At 65.0% G+C, this 17,454-nt stretch carries 17 protein-coding genes; 3 read left to right on the plus strand and 14 right to left on the minus strand.

What is annotated here, in order from left to right:
- On the minus strand, positions 1-882 hold the full coding sequence (locus HX851_RS42695) for an MBL fold metallo-hydrolase (protein ID WP_177063083.1): 882 nt from the start codon (positions 880-882) through the stop codon (positions 1-3).
- Between the two features lie 159 nt (positions 883-1,041).
- Positions 1,042-1,974 carry an alpha/beta fold hydrolase gene (locus tag HX851_RS42700; RefSeq protein WP_177064019.1) on the minus strand — a complete coding sequence of 311 codons (933 nt, stop codon included), beginning with the start codon at positions 1,972-1,974 and terminating at the stop codon, positions 1,042-1,044.
- 168 nt (positions 1,975-2,142) lie between these two features.
- Between HX851_RS42700 and HX851_RS42705 the strand changes: the two genes are divergently transcribed.
- Positions 2,143-2,577, plus strand: coding sequence for a GNAT family N-acetyltransferase (locus HX851_RS42705; RefSeq protein WP_177064020.1), 435 nt, complete (start codon positions 2,143-2,145; stop codon positions 2,575-2,577).
- Between the two features lie 15 nt (positions 2,578-2,592).
- Here the strand turns inward: HX851_RS42705 and HX851_RS42710 are convergent, their stop codons facing one another.
- Entirely contained in the window at positions 2,593-3,489 is an 897-nt protein-coding gene (locus HX851_RS42710; protein ID WP_177064021.1) for a LysR family transcriptional regulator, read from the minus strand.
- 53 nt (positions 3,490-3,542) lie between these two features.
- Entirely contained in the window at positions 3,543-4,418 is an 876-nt protein-coding gene (locus HX851_RS42715; protein ID WP_177063079.1) for a DNA/RNA non-specific endonuclease, read from the minus strand.
- A gap of 172 nt (positions 4,419-4,590) precedes the next feature.
- Here HX851_RS42715 and HX851_RS42720 point away from each other — a divergent pair, with 172 nt between their 5' ends.
- Both HX851_RS42720 and rarD read left to right on the plus strand, forming a co-directional pair.
- Positions 4,591-5,553, plus strand: a complete 963-nt coding sequence (locus tag HX851_RS42720) for a class I SAM-dependent methyltransferase (protein WP_177064022.1) — start codon at positions 4,591-4,593, stop codon at positions 5,551-5,553.
- Between the two features lie 117 nt (positions 5,554-5,670).
- Positions 5,671-6,555 (plus strand): EamA family transporter RarD, encoded by an 885-nt coding sequence (gene rarD / locus HX851_RS42725; RefSeq protein ID WP_177064023.1) that lies wholly within the window; start codon positions 5,671-5,673, stop codon positions 6,553-6,555.
- A 134-nt stretch (positions 6,556-6,689) separates the two neighbouring features.
- Here rarD and metC read toward each other — a convergent pair whose 3' ends face one another.
- The 10 genes from metC to HX851_RS42775 all read right to left on the minus strand — a co-directional run bounded on the left by metC (position 6,690) and on the right by HX851_RS42775 (position 17,378).
- Complete coding sequence (gene metC, locus HX851_RS42730) at positions 6,690-9,431, minus strand: cystathionine beta-lyase (protein WP_177064024.1); 2,742 nt, start codon at positions 9,429-9,431, stop codon at positions 6,690-6,692.
- 26 nt (positions 9,432-9,457) lie between these two features.
- Complete coding sequence (locus tag HX851_RS42735; RefSeq protein ID WP_177064025.1) at positions 9,458-10,114, minus strand: glutathione binding-like protein; 657 nt, start codon at positions 10,112-10,114, stop codon at positions 9,458-9,460.
- Positions 10,111-10,707 (minus strand): cysteine dioxygenase family protein, encoded by a 597-nt coding sequence (locus HX851_RS42740; protein ID WP_177063074.1) that lies wholly within the window; start codon positions 10,705-10,707, stop codon positions 10,111-10,113. The genes HX851_RS42735 and HX851_RS42740 overlap by 4 nt, the downstream gene beginning before the upstream one ends.
- A 29-nt stretch (positions 10,708-10,736) precedes the next feature.
- On the minus strand, positions 10,737-11,558 hold the full coding sequence (locus tag HX851_RS42745) for an amino acid ABC transporter ATP-binding protein (RefSeq protein ID WP_177063073.1): 822 nt from the start codon (positions 11,556-11,558) through the stop codon (positions 10,737-10,739).
- Positions 11,545-12,234, minus strand: a complete 690-nt coding sequence (locus HX851_RS42750; RefSeq protein ID WP_177063072.1) for an amino acid ABC transporter permease — start codon at positions 12,232-12,234, stop codon at positions 11,545-11,547. The genes HX851_RS42745 and HX851_RS42750 overlap by 14 nt, the downstream gene beginning before the upstream one ends.
- On the minus strand, positions 12,224-12,946 hold the full coding sequence (locus tag HX851_RS42755; RefSeq protein WP_177063071.1) for an amino acid ABC transporter permease: 723 nt from the start codon (positions 12,944-12,946) through the stop codon (positions 12,224-12,226). The genes HX851_RS42750 and HX851_RS42755 overlap by 11 nt, the downstream gene beginning before the upstream one ends.
- Positions 12,946-14,160 (minus strand): aminotransferase class I/II-fold pyridoxal phosphate-dependent enzyme, encoded by a 1,215-nt coding sequence (locus tag HX851_RS42760; RefSeq protein ID WP_177064026.1) that lies wholly within the window; start codon positions 14,158-14,160, stop codon positions 12,946-12,948. The genes HX851_RS42755 and HX851_RS42760 overlap by 1 nt, the downstream gene beginning before the upstream one ends.
- Positions 14,157-15,566 carry an FAD-binding oxidoreductase gene (locus tag HX851_RS42765; protein ID WP_177064027.1) on the minus strand — a complete coding sequence of 470 codons (1,410 nt, stop codon included), beginning with the start codon at positions 15,564-15,566 and terminating at the stop codon, positions 14,157-14,159. The genes HX851_RS42760 and HX851_RS42765 overlap by 4 nt, the downstream gene beginning before the upstream one ends.
- Entirely contained in the window at positions 15,563-16,384 is an 822-nt protein-coding gene (locus HX851_RS42770; RefSeq protein WP_177063068.1) for a transporter substrate-binding domain-containing protein, read from the minus strand. Before HX851_RS42770 ends, HX851_RS42765 begins: the two co-directional genes overlap by 4 nt.
- A gap of 160 nt (positions 16,385-16,544) precedes the next feature.
- Entirely contained in the window at positions 16,545-17,378 is an 834-nt protein-coding gene (locus tag HX851_RS42775) for a transporter substrate-binding domain-containing protein (protein ID WP_177064028.1), read from the minus strand.
- Positions 17,379-17,454: the final 76 nt, after the last annotated feature.

Raw genomic sequence — 17,454 nt, forward strand, 5'->3', positions numbered from 1 at the left:
CTACTTCGCCGGTTGCCAGACGAAGTGATCGCCTTCGGCGACAATCTTGCCGACACCCGGGAACGGGAAATGCGGCGCGAAAATGGTTTCGTGGTCAGCCGCCAGCTTGGCCAGTTCCTTGCGCCGGGTCGCCACGCCTTCGTCACGATCATTGTCGAAGGTGATCGACCAGTCGGGTTTGGCCAGGGAGAGGATCGAGCTATGGGCCAGGTCACCGACATCGAGCAGTTGTGCCTTGCCGGAAGTGAGCTGGTAGCCCACGTGGCCGGGCGTATGGCCCTTGAGCGGAACCGAACGGATGCCCGGTGCCACCTCGTCGCCCGGCGCAAAGGTCTTGACCTGGGGCGCGATGACCTTGACCAGGTTCGCCATGTCCGCCTGGCCCTGGAGCCAGGTCCAGTCCGGCGCGGAGATTTTCACCACGGCCTGGGGAAACGCCTGGGTGCCCCCGGCCGTCACCAACCCACCGATATGATCGCCATGCACATGGGTGATCAGCACATCGGTGATCTGTGCGGGGCTGTACCCCGCCTTCGCCAGGCTCGGTATCAACAGTCCCTGGACATTCGGGCCAAGCCCGGTATCGATGAGTATCCGTTTCCCGGCATCCTTGACCAGCAATGCATCGACACCCAGGGTGATGCTGTCAGTCGGCGCACCGGCGGCCGCCAGCACATCGGCTACCGCTTGCGTGCCGACCTCTGCCCCGAAGACCTTGCCGTCATTGGGAAAGGTATTGACCTTGTCGCGCAGCGCCGTGACCTCGAACGCGCCGACATGGAACAGCTGTGCCGCGGGCCCGTCCGCCGCGGTCTGAGCCTGCGCGACGGCCGCGGAGCAGGCCGTCAGTAACGCCGAAAAAGCCAAGGCTTGTTTAATCATGGTTCTCTTTCTCTCGAGTGGGGAATCCCGGCCAGATCAGTAAAGCCTCCCTTGACCTCCTGTGCCGGGGGCATTGCCGGTCGGTCAGGAAAAGAGGCTAGCGGGCTTTGTTCCCGAGGTGAAATCGACGCTCCGGATAGGAGGCATAAGCAGCGTGGATTACACCGCCCCTGCCTCACTCAGGAACTGGCGATACAGCGCCACTGTCTGCTCCGTGCGCTCGACCATCGGCAGGTGGCCCACGCCGTCCCAGCACTCCAGGCGCGCATGGGGAACCCCGGCGATCCAGGTCTGCGCGCTGGCCAACGGTACCATGCGGTCTTCGCGCCCCCACAACAACAGGGTCGGCACCTGGATATTGCCCAGCCAGGGTTCCATGCGCGGGCTGTCGTGGAAGTCATCGAAGATTTCCGCCAGCTCGGTACGCCGCTCGATATAGAGCTGCGCCTCCGACGCCAGCAACACCCCCGGAATCCACGGTGGCGACGCCATGGTCATGGCAAAGAAGCGGTCGAACTCCGCCCGCGAGCGAATCAGGAACGGGTTGCGGCCCTGCTTGACCAGCTCTTCCACTTCATTGGGCTGCGGCAGGTTGACCCCCACCGGGCCCATCAACGCCAGGGACAACACCCGCTGCGGGTAATGCGCCGCCAGCCAGGTGGCCACGTAGGCGCCCATGGAGCTGCCGACCGCATGCACCTTGTCGATGCCGCTGGCGTCCAGCAACTCGACCATGCGCCTGGCCTGGGCCGCGATGCTGTAGTCACTGCCGGCCTTGAAGCCGCTTTTGCCGTGGCCGGCCAGATCGGGAATGATCACCTGGTGGTCGGCGACAAAACCGCGGGCAAAGCGGATCCACAGGTTCTTGTCGGCACTGAAGCCATGGATCAGCAACAACGGTGCGGTATTACCCAAAGGACCGCCCTGGAAAGTTGCCAGGGTCATCGACTCGATCGATACCGGAATGGGCGTCAGGCGTGAGAGTCGCGCCTCGATCGCGGTAATCAGGTCGAACAGCAGCCCTCCTACACGGGGGTAGGTCCACCACGCCCAGGCAACGGCAACGGCGATCAGGGCAATAATCACGAGCATCAAGGCTTCTCCGGGGCAAGGTGGGCGACAGCAGTCTCCACGCTGGCGCGCCGGCAACACAAGCAGAACCGCCTCCAGGCCCGCAAGATTCATGTTCGGCACAACAACCGTCATATGGCTTCTGCTAGGCTGCCAGGCCGGACTTTCAACCCGACCAGGCCCCCTCCGATGTTCACTATCCGTGCCATGACCCTAGACGATTACCCAGCCGTCATCGACCTGATGCGCAGTACCCCCGGCATCTCCCTGCGCGAGGCCGACTCCCGCGAGTCGACTGCCCGCTACCTGGAGCGCAATCCGGGCATGAGTTTTGTCGCCGAAATCGACGGTGAAGTCGGCGGCTGTATAATGTCCGGGCATGACGGCCGTCGGGGCTATCTGCAGCATCTGGTGGTACTGCCCCGCCATCGCCGCCAGGGCATCGCCAATGCACTGGTGCAGTGCTGTCTGTCGACACTGGAATCCCACGGCATCCTCAAGTGCCATCTCGATGTGATCAAGACCAACACCAGCGCCGCCGAGTACTGGGACCGCCAGGGCTGGCAACTGCGCCAGGATATCGATCGCTACTCGTTTACCCGCTCGGACAACCACAACGTCTAGCCCTGGGGCCCGCCATCAGCTACCCAGCTTGTCCACCATCAGGTCGATAAAGCGTCGCACACGCGGTTCGAGGAAACGTTTGGTCGGGTAGATCGCCAGGATCTCGATCTCACCGGCATCCACAGTTGGCAACACCGGCACCAGCCGCCCGGCGGCCAGGTCGGCCGCCACCAGGAAATCCGGCAGTTGGGCGATGCCCAAGCCGGCGACGGCGGCTTCACGCAGCGCCTCGGCGCTGTCCAGACGCATGCGGCTGCGCCCCTGGGCCTTGATCCAAGTGCCGTCCGTGTCCCGCAGGCGCCAGCTCTGCTTGCGCGTGCGGCTGCTGAAGAACAGACAGTCGTGGCCCACCAGCGAATCGATATTCGACGGCTGCCCATGCCCGGCAACGTAACTCGGTGCGGCGCACAACACAGCCCGGTAGCGGGTCACTACCCGGGACACCAGTTGCCGGTCCAGGTTGGCGCCACCGACCCGTACCGCCAGGTCGAAGCCTTCTTCGACAATGTCCGCCATGCGGTCGCTGAAGCTCACTTCAACCTGCACCTCGGGCCACTCTTCCAGGTACTGCTGCAACAGCGGCAACAGCACCAGCCGGCCAAAGGCATCGGGCACGGTCAGGCGCAACAGGCCCCGTGGTGTACCCATGGCTCCGCCGACGCTGGTCTGGGCAGTGTCGACCGCCGCGAGTATCTGCAAGCCCTGGTCGTAGAAGATCCGTCCTTCCTCGGTCAGGCCCAGGGTCCGGGTGGTCCGGTTCAGCAGACGTACGCCGAGGGTTTCCTCCAGGCGCGTCACGGCCTTGCCGGCCGCCGAACGGGTCAGCCCCATCGCCTGCCCGCCCCCGACAAAGCTGCCGGCGTCGACCACCGCCATGAAGATCAGGATTTCATTCAGGTTGGTGCGCAACATCGAAACGCCCTCATCTGTAAGCTACGGGTGGCCGGGCACCCACCCGGCACCGACTACCCCTTGGCCAGCGAACCCGACACCGGCAGGCTGTCCAGCAGCCGCAGGCCGGTGGTCTTGACGAAGGTGGCGTAGTCCATTGGTCGCTGGATGGCGGTTTCTGCGTTCGGCAGCACATAAGCCCAGGCCCGTCCGGACGCACTGTCGTAGACCAGTTTGAACAGCCGGGTCGGCACCCAGACCCGGTTATCGCCGATGGTGCCGTGGCCCTCGTCGAACAGCGGACCGGTGAACACATAGACATTGCCGTTGGCGCGCATCGCGAACTTGCGCACATCCGCCTCGACCTTGCTCCAGATCTTGCGATTGTTGGTCGGGTCCTGTGGCACCATGTTCGATAGCGCAAAGGACTGGGCCATGGCATTCGGGCTCGGCGCATCGGCTGCCGGTGACTGATGCCCACGGTCCACCGCCGGATGCTGGCTGCGGTAGTCACTCAATTCGGCCCGACCACCCTTGGGAATACGCGGGTCCGGGTAGAACTGGTTGGTGCGTTCCTCGCCCTTGGCGTCCTTCAGTTGCGCCGAACTCAGGCGTTCGACCACCACCAGCGGGGTCTTGCTGGTTTGCGAATAGAGCACGGCAAAGTTGTCGGAGCACAGGGCCAGGGGTTTCATCGTCGCCGGCACGCTACCGGGATTGATCGGCCTGGCGTTGGGGAACAACTGCGCACAACCGTCGAACGAGGGCTGGCGCTCCTGACTGGAATACAGGTCGAGTGCCGCGTCCTGACTGATGGAGCCGGAACGGTGTGCCTGTTTTTCGTGCTGCGCCGGTGGAGCGATAAGATCCAGCAGACTGCGCGCTTGCGTCGCGCCGCTGGTGAACAACAAAAGGGCTGACAACCCTACTGCGATTTTGCCTGGGTTCATGCTTCAAATCTTCGAATGGAATGGTCGGAAAGCTGACGATAGAGCCCTCTATGTCGCGACTCGGAGGGGCTTTTACCATCTGCCGCTGGCAAATGACAGCGATTCGTCGATACCGTTTTTACGCAGGAATGGGGTTAAAATGCCGGCCCTTTCAGATTGCCGACCCTGCCCGATGAATCCCCAAGCCTTGTCCACCCTCCACGCTCACCTGCTCGACGCCCTGGCGGCGGCCCCGGCCGAAACCCGGCGCCTGTTCCACGGGCGCGGACGCTGCTGGCCGGGACTGGAGCAACTGACCGTCGACTGGTTGCAGGGCGTGGTCATGGTTTCGCTGTTCAAGGAACCGGAGCCCGAGCAGTTGACCGAACTCAAGCGGGTGCTGGGCGAACTGAGCCAGTCCGCGGCCTGGACCGGCAGTGGCGCCCATACCCTGTTGCTGCAACACCGCTACCTGCCATTGAGCCCGGCCGAATGGCTGCTCGGCGAAGCCATCGAGGAATGGACCCTGACCGAAGGCGGCCTGCGTTACCGGGTGGACCTGGGCAAGAAGCAGAACAACGGCCTGTTCCTCGACATGCGTTATGGCCGCGACTGGGTCCGGGCCAACGCCGGGGGCAAGCGCGTGCTCAACCTGTTCGCCTACACCTGCGGCTTTTCGGTGGCGGCCATCGCCGGCGGCGCACAGCATGTGGTGAACCTGGACATGTCCCGCGCGGCCCTCAGCCGTGGCCGCGACAATCACCGCCTGAACGGCCACGACCTGGGCAAGGTGAGCTTTCTCGGCCACGACCTGTTCAAGTCCTGGGGCAAGGTGATCAACAGCGGCCCTTATGACCTGGTGATCATCGATCCACCCTCGTTCCAGAAAGGCAGCTTCCTGCTGACCAAGGATTACCAGCGGGTCCTGCGTCGCCTGCCGGAACTGCTCACGGCCCAGGGCACGGTTCTGGCCTGCATGAACGACCCGTCCACGGGTTCGGACTTCCTGATCGACGGCGTCACCCGCGAGGCGCCGAGCCTGCGCTTCGAACAGCGCCTGGACAACCCGCCGGAGTTTCCCGACAGCGATGTCGAAAGCGGCTTGAAGGCCCTGGTGTTCCGTCAGCACAAGACGGGCGACACGCCTTCACACTGAAAGCGACGCCGATCCCTGGCCGCGCCTGGAAAATGGCCGGCCGGTTTGCCTCGATCGCTACAAAGTATCAAGCTGTCGACTATAAGAAACCCATGTTCGCCCACCCGTGAGGCTGTTGTGTCCAGAGGCATTGTTCTATCGGTATTGGCGTCCTGCCTGTTCGCCATCATGTATTTCTACACGTCCTTGCTCGATCCGCTCAACGGCGAGGACATCTTTGGCTGGCGCATGCTGCTCACCGTGCCCTGCATGACGGTGTTCATGCTGCTGTCCGGTGACTGGAAGCGGGTGCCGGCGATCTTCATCCGCATTCGCCAGCAGCCGGTGTTGCTGGCCAAGCTGCTGCTGTCCTCGGCGATGCTCGGCGTGCAGTTGTGGATATTCCTCTGGGCGCCACTCAACGGCCACAGCCTGGACGTGTCCCTCGGTTACTTCCTGCTGCCCCTGACCATGGTCCTGACCGGGCGTATCGTCTACGGCGAAAAGCTCTCGCGGCTCCAGACCATCGCCGCCCTGCTGGCTCTTTGCGGCGTGCTCAACGAGTTGTACCAGGTGGGCAGTTTCTCCTGGACCACCTTGCTGGTGGCCCTCGGTTACCCGGTGTACTTCGTACTGCGTCGGCGCAACGGCACCGACAACCTGGGTGGGCTGTGGCTCGACATGGCGTTGCTGTTGCCGGTGGCCTGGTGGTTCGTGCAGCACGGCGAACAGGGTTTTGCCGTGCTCGACCGGCGACCTTCGCTGTACGTGCTGATTCCGTTGCTGGGCGTGATCAGTGCGGCGGCATTGATCTGCTACCTGCTGGCCAGCCGCTTGCTGGCGTTCGGCCTGTTCGGCCTGCTGGGGTATGTCGAACCGGTATTGCTGGTGATCGTCGCCCTGCTGCTGGGCGAAAGCATCCGCGCCGGGGAATGGCTGACCTATATCCCGATCTGGCTGGCAGTGGTGGTGCTGGTGCTCGAAGGCGTCAAGCGCGTGCTGGGGCAGCGTCGGGAGGTATAACACTGGAAGCTGATCGTTCCCACGCGCAGCAAAGGCATGCAGCCCGTGGCGCTCCGCGTCACAATGAGCGAATGCAGAGCGTCCAGAGAGGCATTCCCACGCTGGAGCGTGGGAACGATCATTGCCTATAGGCCTCAGAGCGCGGCAAACCCGCGTTGCAGATCCTCGATCAACGATGCCACGGCCTCCAGGCCGATATGCAGGCGGATCACCGGGTTGCGCGACGGTACCGGGAACTCGCGATCTTCCAGGTCGGCCAGCGTCACCAGGCTTTCATAGCCGCCCCACGACGCCCCCAGCCCGAACAGGCTCAAGGCGCCGATAAAGCGCTCGGCCTGCTCCGGATCGGCCTCGGCGAACTCGAACGACACCAGCCCGTTGCTGCCGGTAAAATCGCGCAGCCACACCAGGTGCCCCGGATGCTCCGGCAACGCCGGATGAAAGACCTGCCGGACCTGCGGTTGTGCCTGCAACCAGCGGGCGATTTCCAGGCCCTGGCGCTGGTGCACTTCCAACCGCGCCGCCAGGGTCCGCGCACCGCGCAGCACCAGGAAAGCATCGTCGGGACTGACCGTGTTGCCAAAGCTGTCGCTCATGCGCGCCAAGGGTTGCCAGGCGGCCTCGTTGGTGCAGACGCTGCCCATCACCACATCGCTGTGGCCGGCCAGGTACTTGGTCAGGGCCATGATCGAGATATCCGCGCCCAGTGCCAGCGGCCGGTACTGGTACGCCGAACCCCAGGTGTTGTCGACCGCCACCAGGATATCGCGCGGCTTGCACAAGGCGACGATCGCCGGCAGGTCGCTCAACTCATACAGCAGCGAACCCGGCACCTCGCAGTAGACCATCCGTGTCGTCGCCCGCAACCGGGATTCGAGATCCCGGCCATCCGCCGGGAAATACTCGACCTCGATGCCGAACGGCGCGAGAAACTCCTTCGCCAGCCGGCGTACCGGTCCGTACACGCCATCGGTGATCAGTACATGATCGCCCGGGCGCAGGTACGCCAGCAGCGTCTGCGCCACCGCCGCCAGGCCGGTGCCGAACAGCCGCGTGCGATAACCGCCTTCCAGCTCGGTCACCAGGTCTTCCAGGGCAAAGGCCGTCGGATTGCCACGGGCGCCGTAGCTCAAGACCCGCTCGCTGTCGCGTCGGGTACGGGCCTCGCGCATCTGCGCCAGGTTGTCGAACAGCACCGTGCTCAGACGCGTCACCGGCACATTCACCGCCCGCGCCCCGCTACCCTCGCGGGTCCGCGCGGCGTGGACCAGGCGGGTCCGCACATCGACCGGCGCGCCGGCCGGTGCCAATGGGCTCAGGCTGGCGATCTCGGCCTCGGTCATCTGCCCCAGCAGACCGGTTTCCCAAGCCAGGTACTGGCGCGCCGCGTCCTTGTTGCCGGAGTGACGGTCATGGGTGAAGAACAGGAAGTCGATGCACTGCTCATCCGGCAAGGCCGACGCATCGGTGATCAGCTTCAGGCCGTTGTCCTGCCAGGACGGGATATCTCCCGACAGCACACGGGCCTGGGCGCGCTGGGCCAGCGGCAATTCCAGCAACGCCAGTTGCGCCACCGCCAGATCGGCAGCGACCAGCACCAGCGGCCGTGTCTCGGCGGCCACTTGTGCCGCCAGCAGCGAACGGATCGACCATTGCGCACCGGCCAGATGGCTTTTGCGGAAGGTCATGCCCGGACGCAGGTCGATCAGCGCCACGCTGTCTTCGGCCAGAGCCCGCGACAGGCTTGCCGCGTCGATGGCCGGCAGTTCCGGGAACGGCGGCGGTGTCGCCACCGGCAACCGCAGGCCGCTGTGCAGACCGTCTTCAAGCACCCGCGCATCGTGCCCCAACTGACGCAGCCAGCTGGCCACGATCGGCGCACGCACGCCATCGCCGTCGAACACCACCACCCGCGCCTTGCGCACGCCGATATACAGGTCGGTGGCCTGGATCAACTGGCCGCCGGGAGTGTGTTGCGCACCGGGCAGGCTGCCCAGGGCAAACTCCTCGGCACTGCGTACGTCGCAGAGAAACAGGCTGCCCTCGCCGCTGTCGGCCCAGGCACTGACCTGCGCCGCACTGACGCTCGGCACGCCGGCACGCCGCGCCAGTTGCCGGGCCGCTTCGCGCTGCTGCTCCAGCCCGGTCGGCGCCACCTCGTCGCGATAACGCCGGCTGCTGCCGTGCTCCAGTTGCAGGTCGGCGAGAAACCAGCCCTGGGTACCGTTCTCCAGGGCATAGACCGGGTTCTTCACGCCCAGGTTGATCAGGGTCTGCGCGCCGATAATGCTGCGGGTACGCCCGGCGCAGTTGATCACCACCGGAGTCGACTCATCCGGCACCAGGTCGTGCAGGCGATAGCCCAGCTCGCCGTTCGGGCAGCAGATCGAACCGGGAATGGTCATCTTGCGGTATTCGTCGAACGGCCGGCCGTCGAGCAGCACCAGGGGCTTGCCCTCGGCCTGCCAGGTGGCCAGCTCGCCGGCGCTGATATGCGGGGTATGGCAGGCTTCTTCCACCAGCTCGCCAAAGGCCTTGGACGGCACATGGACGCCGGCGAATAGCTGCAGGCCGGCAGCCTGCCAACCCTCGGCGCCGCCTTCGAGGCGGTGCACCTGGCTGTAGCCGAGTTCGGCCAGCCGCCGGGCAGCCCGCAACGACAGCTCGCCGCCGTCCTGGTCGTAGATCACCAGGCGTACCGTCGGATTCGGCGCCAGCCGCCGGGCTTCCAGCTCCAGGCGGCTATAGGGCAGGTGCACGCCGTGGAACAGGTGCGCCGAGCCGTATTGCCCGTGCTCGCGAATGTCGAACAGGGCGATTTCCCGGCCATCGAACAGCCACGTCTGCAACTGTGCCGGGGTAATGGTTGTGCTCACGAAAGCCTCGCCTCGGGATAAAGAAGTCATTCCAGCACCAGTGAACGTTCAGCCGGTGCCAGCTCGCGGCCGCGGGCATAGGCCCGCTGCACGGCCGGACGGGCCTTGATCCGCTCACGCCAGGCGCCGATCGCCGGGTAGTCGACCAGATCGAAGCCCTGGCGTTGTGGCTGGATCCACGGAAAGATCGCCATGTCGGCGATGCTGTAGTCACCCGCGACGAACGCCCGTTGGGAAAGGCGCCGCTCCAGTACCTCATACAAACGGGTGGCCTCGCCCTGCAACAGGTCGAGGGCAAAGGGGATCGGCTCCGGGGCCTTTTCCCGGAACAGTTGCCACTGGCTCAGGTACGGCGTGATGTGCCCGACCTGCCAGAACAGCCACTCCTGCACCCGCTGGCGCTCGACGCTGCCGGCCGCCGGGACGAAACGTCCGTTCTTGTCCGCCAGGTACGTGAGGATAGCCCCGGATTCGAACAGGCTCAGCGGTTCGCTGCCGGTACTCGGTGCATGGTCGACAATCGCCGGGATCCGGCCATTGGCGCTGATCTGCTGGAAAGCCGCGTCACGCTGCTGCCCGGTGCGGATATTCACCGCTTGCTGGCGGTACTCCAGCCCCAGTTCCTCGAGCAGGATGCCGACCTTCAAGCCATTGGCCGTCGGCCAGTAGTGGAAGTCGATCATGCGTAGGCCTTGATCGAAGGCGCCATCTGCGACTTGTTGTAGTTCAGGACGGTGCCATCGTCCTGCACGCCGTAGCGGCCTTCGAGGGACTCCAGCGGACGACCGTAGAGGTGGAAGTGCAAGGTGGCCTGTTCGCCGTCGACGCGGATGCTGTGCAGGTCTTCGCCGAGGAAGGCGATCGAGGTGCCGGGCTGCACCACCACTTCACGTTCGAGCGCCAGTACCGCGCGCTTCGGATCGGAGCCATCGTCGCTGCGGGTGTACACGCGGTTCAGCTCCTGGCCTTCGATGGCGCTGATCACCGCCCAGGTCTCGTGGTTGTGGGCGATGGTGTTCTTGCCCGGCAGCAAGGAGTTGAGGTACAGCGTCGGAGTCTCGCCGTCATCGTTCAGGCGGTAGCGGAACGCAGTGCTGCCCTCGCCCGCCACGGGCGCCGGGAAAGCGTCGAAATTGAACAGGTCGCGGCGCTCGGCCAGCTCTTCCAGCAGGGCGACGATGTGCTCCAGTGCCGCGCGATCGACGCCGCGCTGGTGGATGGCGCGGATCTTCACCAGGAAAGATTCGATCACGTTGGCGCGTTCGGTGGTGCTCATGGGCAGGCTCCTTATCAGGTGAATCACGGTCAGATGGACAGGCTAAAGGGACTGATATTGCTCAGTCGGAACGGGTCGGCCTGCACCGGGCGGCGGCTGACGTCGCCCAGGGCGTGCCGGAGGAACTCGCGGGTGCGTTCGCTCTGCGGCTCCTGGAAAATCTGGTAGGCACTGCCGGACTCGACGATCCGGCCGTTCTCGGTGAAATACACCACGTCGCTGATGTCCTCGGCGAAACGCATTTCGTGGGTCACCAGCACGCAGGTCATGCCTTCCTCGGTCAGTTCGCGAATCACCGTCAGCACTTCGCCGACGGTTTCCGGATCGAGGGCCGAGGTCACCTCGTCGAACAGGATCAGTTCCGGGCGCATCGCCAGCGCCCGGGCAATCGCTACCCGCTGCTGCTGACCACCGGACAACTGCCCGGGAAAGGCCTCGGCCTTGTGCTCCATGCGCACCTTGGCCAGCAGTTGACGGGCTTGCTGCTCGGCGTCCGCGCGGCTGCGCCCGAGCACCTTGCACGGAGCGATCAGCAGGTTTTCCAGCACCGACAGATGCGGGAACAAGTTGTATTGCTGGAACACGAAGCCGACCCGCTTGCGCAGCTCGATCAGTTCGGCCTCGCGTTGCAGTTGGTGCACCTCGGTGCTGCCGACACGGATGCTGCCGCGCTGGGGCTTGAGCAGCCCGGTGATGCAACGCAGGATGGTCGACTTGCCCGAGCCGGACGGGCCGATAATCGATACCGCCTGGCCGCGCTGGACATCCAGGTCGATGCCCTTGAGCACCGGGTTGGCACCGAACGACAGGTGCAGGTCGCGCAGGCTGACGAGCGTTTCAGTAGAAGGCATAACGTCGCTCCAGGCGTTGGGTCAGACGGGAAATCGGGTAGCAATAGGCGAAGAACAACGCCAGTACGCTGAAGTAGATCAGGACGGTGAATCCGGTGCGGTTGACGGTGTTGCTGGCGATCTGCGCGGTGTCGATCAGGTCATGCACGCCCACCAGCGAAGCCAGGGCGGTGCCCATGGTGATCACCGCATAGAGGTTCATCCACGGCGGCAGCATGCGCTTGAAGCACTGCGGCAGGATGATCGAGCGAAACAGCTGGCCGCGACTGAAGGCCAGGGAGCGCGCCGCTTCCCACTGGGTGGCGGGAATCGAGCCGATCGCCCCGCGAAAGATCTCGGCGACGTTGGCACTGGCCGGCAAGGCCAGGCCGATGGTGACTTTCAGCCAGTCGGGAAACGGCAGGTAATAGCTGCCGAGATGGATTTCGAACGGGAATACATAAGTGGTGAAGTAGATCAGTACCAGCCACGGCGCATTGCGGAACAGTTGCACCCACAATCGCGCCGGCAAGCGCAGCAGACGCACCGGCGAGAGGCCCAGGGCGCCGATCAACAGGCCCAGGACCGAGCCGATGGCGATTGCCAGCAGGCTGATCAGGATATTCTGACCGAAGCCCACGGCCAACGCCGGGGACCAGCGCAACAGCGCTTCGATAACCGGCAATTCAATGGCCATAGCCGGGCATCCTCAGGCGCGCTTCGAGATAGCGGCCGACACAGTTGACGATAAAACTCAGCAGACCGAAAAAGCTCAGGATCAGGACCATCAGTTCCAGCACGTTGTCGCTCTGGGTCCAGATCATGATCGAGGCGTAGGTGATATCGCCAACGGCAATGGCCGAGGCCACGGCGGTCATCTTCACCAGGTCGATCAGGTTGTTGACCAGGGACGGCAAGGCAAAGCGCAAGGCCAGCGGCAGTTGCACGTTCCACAGCAACTGGCGGCTGCTGAAGGCCAGGGAGCTGGCGGCTTCCAGGGTCACCGCCGGCACCGCCTCGATCCCGGCCCGCAGGGCTTCGGCGTGAAACGCACCCTTGTGCAGGGAAATCACGATCACTACCCAGGCGAACGGCGTCAGCGGGTTGGCCGCGCCGACGGCCTGGGTCAGCAGCATGTTCAGCACCAGGAACGCGCAGTACAGCTGTACCAGCGTCGGCGTGTTGCGGGTCACTTCGACAAACACCCGCGCCGGGCGCGCCAGCCATTTGTTGCCGCTGGTGAGCATCGCCGCCAGGGCCAGTCCCGCCAGGAGGCTGCCGACAATGGTCAGCAGGCACAGGAGGATGGTGGTCCAGGCACCGTCGACCAGGCTGCCACGCTGATAGGCATCCAGCAGGAAGCGGTAGTTGAGGCCCAGGTGCGCCGCCCATTGCACAAAGATTTCCATCAGCCGTGGTCCTCGACCAGCCTGGCACAGGCCACGGCGATACGCCGGCCGGCCTCGCGGACACTGTCGGTGGCGGTGGCGATCGACAGGCGGAACCATGGCGACAAGCCATAGGCGCTACCCGCGACCCCGGCCACGCCCTCTTCCAGCAGATAATCCACCAGGTCATTGTCGCTGCCGATCAGACGCCCGTCCGGACGCCGGCGACCGATCAGCCCGGCACAACGGACAAAGACAAAGAAACCGCCCTCGGGGGTCAGCACTTCCAGGCCGTCGACGTTCTTCAGCGCCGCCAGCAACAGGTCGCGACGCTCGCGATAGGCCGCCACCTGCGGTTGCAGAAACGCCAGGCCGCCTTCATAGGCGGCCAGGGCCGCGGCCTGGCTGACCGACGAGGCGCCGGACGCCGACTGCGACTGCACGACCGCCATGGCACTGGTCAGCACTTGCGGACCGGCACCGAAGCCGATGCGCCAGCCGGTCATGGCGTAGGTCTTGGATACCCCGCCCACCAGCAGGCAGCGCTCCTGCAGGTCCGGCGCGACATTCAGCAGGTTGAGCGGCGGCTGGCCGTCGAAGCGGATATGTTCGTAGAGCTCGTCCAGCAGTACCAGCACCTTGGGATGACGACGCAGCACCTCGGCCAGGGCTTGCAGCTCGGCGGCGCTGTACACCGCGCCGCTGGGGTTGCCCGGGCTGTTGAGAATCAGCCAGCGGGTGCGCTCGCCGATCAGCGCCTCCAGCTGCGCCGGACGCAGCTTGCAGCCCTGCCCCAGGCCTGACTGCACGAACACCGGCTCACCGCCGTTGATCCGTACGCTGTCGGGGAACGATGGCCAGTACGGCACCGGCACCAGCACCTCGTCGCCTTCGTCCAGGGTCGCGGCAAAGGCATTGAAGATGATCTGTTTCGCGCCATTGGCGATGACGATGGCGGATAACGGATAGTCCAGCCGGTTCTCGCCCTTGAGCTTGCGTTGCACCGCTTCACGCAGGGCCCGCACGCCAGGGGTGGCGGTGTATTTGGTGGCCCCGGCGGCGATGGCCGCGTAAGCCGCCTGCTTGATGTGCTCGGGGGTATCGAAATCCGGCTCGCCGGTGGTCAGGTCGAGAATGTCGCGCCCGGCCTCGCGCAGGGCGGTGGCCTGGGACTTGGCGGCGGCATTGGCCGACAGCGAGACTTTCTGCACCCGTCGGGAAAGTTGAACGGTCATGGCAGCACCTTGCCTGGGTTGAGCAGCCCGCGAGGATCGAGGGCCTGTTTGATCCGGCGCATCAGGTCCAGCTCCACCGGGCTCTTGACCTCGGCCAGCAGCGCGCGCTTGCGCTGGCCGATGCCGTGCTCGGCGCTGATGGAACCGCCGAAGGCGTGGGTATTGCGATGGACCAGGGCGCTCAATGCGCCGTAGTTGGCCATGTGCGCTTCGACCGACTGGCCGACGGGCGCCGCGACGTTGTAGTGCAGGTTGCCGTCGCCCAGATGGCCGAAGGTCAGGTTGCGCACGCCGGGGAAGTGCTCTTGCAGCAAGGCGTCGGTGCGGCTGACAAACTCGGCGATCCGCGAGATCGGCAGCGAGATATCGTGCTTCATGTTGCGCCCTTCGCGGGCCTGGGCCTCGCTCATGTTCTCCCGCAACTGCCACAGCGCATCACTCTGGGCCAGGCTTTCGGCGATCAGCGCATCGGCCAGCAGGCCGGCCTCGAAGGCCTCTCCGAGGACGCGTTCGAATGACTCACGGGCGTGTTCGGCACTGTGGTTGTCGGACAGTTCGAGCAAGGCGTACCAGGGTTGCGCGCCCCCGGCAAACGGCTGCGGGCCGTCCGGGAACTGCTCGCGCAGCAACACCAGGCAGGCCGCGGACATCAGTTCGAAGGCCGTCAGATCGGCACCGAAACCGCCACGGGCGTGGGACAGGAAGCTGACCGCCTGCGCCAGCGAGTCGAACGCGAGCAACGCGGTGCTCTGCGCCTTCGGCAAGGGAAACAGCTTGAGGGTCGCGGCGGTGATGATGCCCAGGGTGCCTTCGCTGCCGACAAACAGATCACGCAGGTCGTAGCCGGTGTTGTCCTTGCGCAAGCCGCGCAGGCCGTTCCAGATTTCACCGTCGGCGGTGACCACTTCCAGACCCAGGGTCAGCTCGCGGGTGTTGCCATACCGCAACACGCCGGTGCCGCCGGCATTGGTGCCGAGGTTGCCGCCGATGGTGCAACTGCCCTCGGCCCCCAGGCTCAGGGGAAACAGGCGCCCGGCCTGGCGCGCGGCGTCCTGCAGGTTCTGCAGGATGCAGCCGGCCTCGACGGTGAAAGTGTCGTTGTCGGTATCGATCTGGCGAATGCGGTTCATCCGGTCCAGCCGCACCAGCACGCTGCGGCCGCTGTCATCCGGGGTCGCCGCGCCCATCAGTCCGGTATTGCCACCCTGCACCACCAGCGGCGCGCCGTGATGGGCACAGACACGTACCACCGCGGCGACTTCCTCGGTGGAGGCCGGGTGCACCACGGCGACCACCTTGCCGTGATAGACCCGGTGCTTGTCGCTCAGCCAAGCCGATTCATCGGCGCCGTCACGCACATGGGCGGCACCCAGCAGTTGCTGCAACTGCGTGAACAACGTGCTCATTGCGCAGTCGCCAGGGGTGCGGCGGCACGGTATTGCTCATGCAGCTTGAGCAAGGCCTGGGACGGCGGCATGCCGGTGCGCTTGCCCAGTTCGATCAGCCAGCCACTACGGTGCCAGTCACGCACGATGGCATCGAGACGGGCCTGGGTATCCTTCTCGCCCTTGCGCACCCAGATCACCGACGGCGACGGGATCAGGTCGTCGGGCAAGGGGATTTCGTAGCCGCTCCACTCCGCTTCGTCGAGCAGGCTGTGCATGGTCGGGCTGACGTGCACCGCCGCCACGCAGCCGTTGCCGCGCAGCGACAGCAGCGATTCGGACTGGCTGCGGAAGGCCTTGATCTGCGCGCCATAGGTTTCCTGCAGCGGCTTGATGAAGTTGCTGCCCTGGGAAACGCAGACCGGCTTGCCCTTGAGGTCTTCCCAGCGGCTGATACCGGCGCCCTTGCGGATCAGCGCGGCGCCGCCGACTTCCTCGTAGGGGGTCGGCACGTAGTCGAGGATCTCGGCGCGCTCTTCGGTCAACTGCATATTGGCGATCAGTACATCGACCTTGCCCTGCTGCAGGAACTGCACGCGGTTGGGCGCCAGTACCGAGACGGTTTCCAGTTCGACACCGAGGCGTTCGGCCAGGCCCTTGGCGAGTTCGACGTTATAGCCCAGGTGGGCACCGGTGGCCGGATCGATGGTGCCGAACGGCGGGCCGCTGAGGATCACGCCGACACTGATCTTGTGGCGCTGCTGGAGCTTGTCCAGGGTGGCATCGGCGTGGACCAGGCCGGCGCAGAGGGCCAGAGCGACGGGGAGGTATTTGAGCATGTGAAATATTCCTTGATGATCTCGATGATCGTTCCCACGCTCTGCGTGGGAATGCCTCACTGGACGCTCTGCGTCCGTTTTGGATCAAAAGCTTCGCGGGCAAGCCCCGCTCCCACAGTGTCACGGGCTGCGTGTGGGAACGATCGATCAGGTGTTTGATTCAACCCTTGAACTGGTTATGCAATTCCACCAGCGCAGGCGATGCCGGGGTGATGTGGTTGCGGCTCTCGGCCTCGATCAGCCAACCACTGCGATGCAGCCCCTGGACCACGCCGTCGAGGCGCTTCTGGGTGTCGGTCTCGCCAAGGCGGGTCCAGATCACCGACGGCGCCGGGTTGAGTTCCGGCGTCAGCGCCCGGTAGTCCCTCCACTCCGGATTGCCGGCGAGCAGCGGGTTGATCAGCGTCGCATCGTGGACCGCCGCCACACAGTTGTTGCCACGCAGTGCCAGCAAGGACTCCGACGAGCTCTTGAAGGCCTTGAGGTCAGCGCCCAGCTCGGTCAGCGGCTTGACGTAGCTGCTGCCCTGGGAAGTGCACACCGGCTGGCCCTTGAGGTCTTCCCAGCGGGTGATCTTGCTTTCCTTCGGCACCGCCGCGGTGCCACCGACCTTGTAGAACGGCGTCGGCACATGCCCCAGCAGGGTGTCGCGCTCGGCGGTCCATTCCATGTTGGCGATCAGCAGGTCGACCTTGCCCTGCTGCAGGAACTGCACCCGGTTGGCCGGCAATACCGCGACCAGTTCCACCGCCACGTCGAGGTCCTTGCCCAGGGCATTGGCCAGGTCGACGTTGAGCCCCTTGGGGTCCTGGGTCGCCGGGTCGATGGAGCCGAACGGGCCGCCGGACAACAGCACGCCGACCACCAGCTTGTGCCGCTGCTGGATCTTGTCGAGGGTCGCATCGGCCTGGGCGGCACCGGCCGCGCCGAAGGCGAGCACCGCTCCGAGCACGACGGGTAGAAAGCGTTGGATCGGTGTGCGCGTGAACTGCATGGATATCCCCTCGGTGGTGATCGGCGTCTCCCGACCTCTTTGCCCGCATGCTAGGGAGCAGCCCACCGGAACGGAA

Origin of the sequence: Pseudomonas gingeri (genome assembly GCF_013385635.1) — a bacterium.
GTDB classification, from domain to species: Bacteria; Pseudomonadota; Gammaproteobacteria; order Pseudomonadales; family Pseudomonadaceae; genus Aquipseudomonas; species Aquipseudomonas gingeri_A.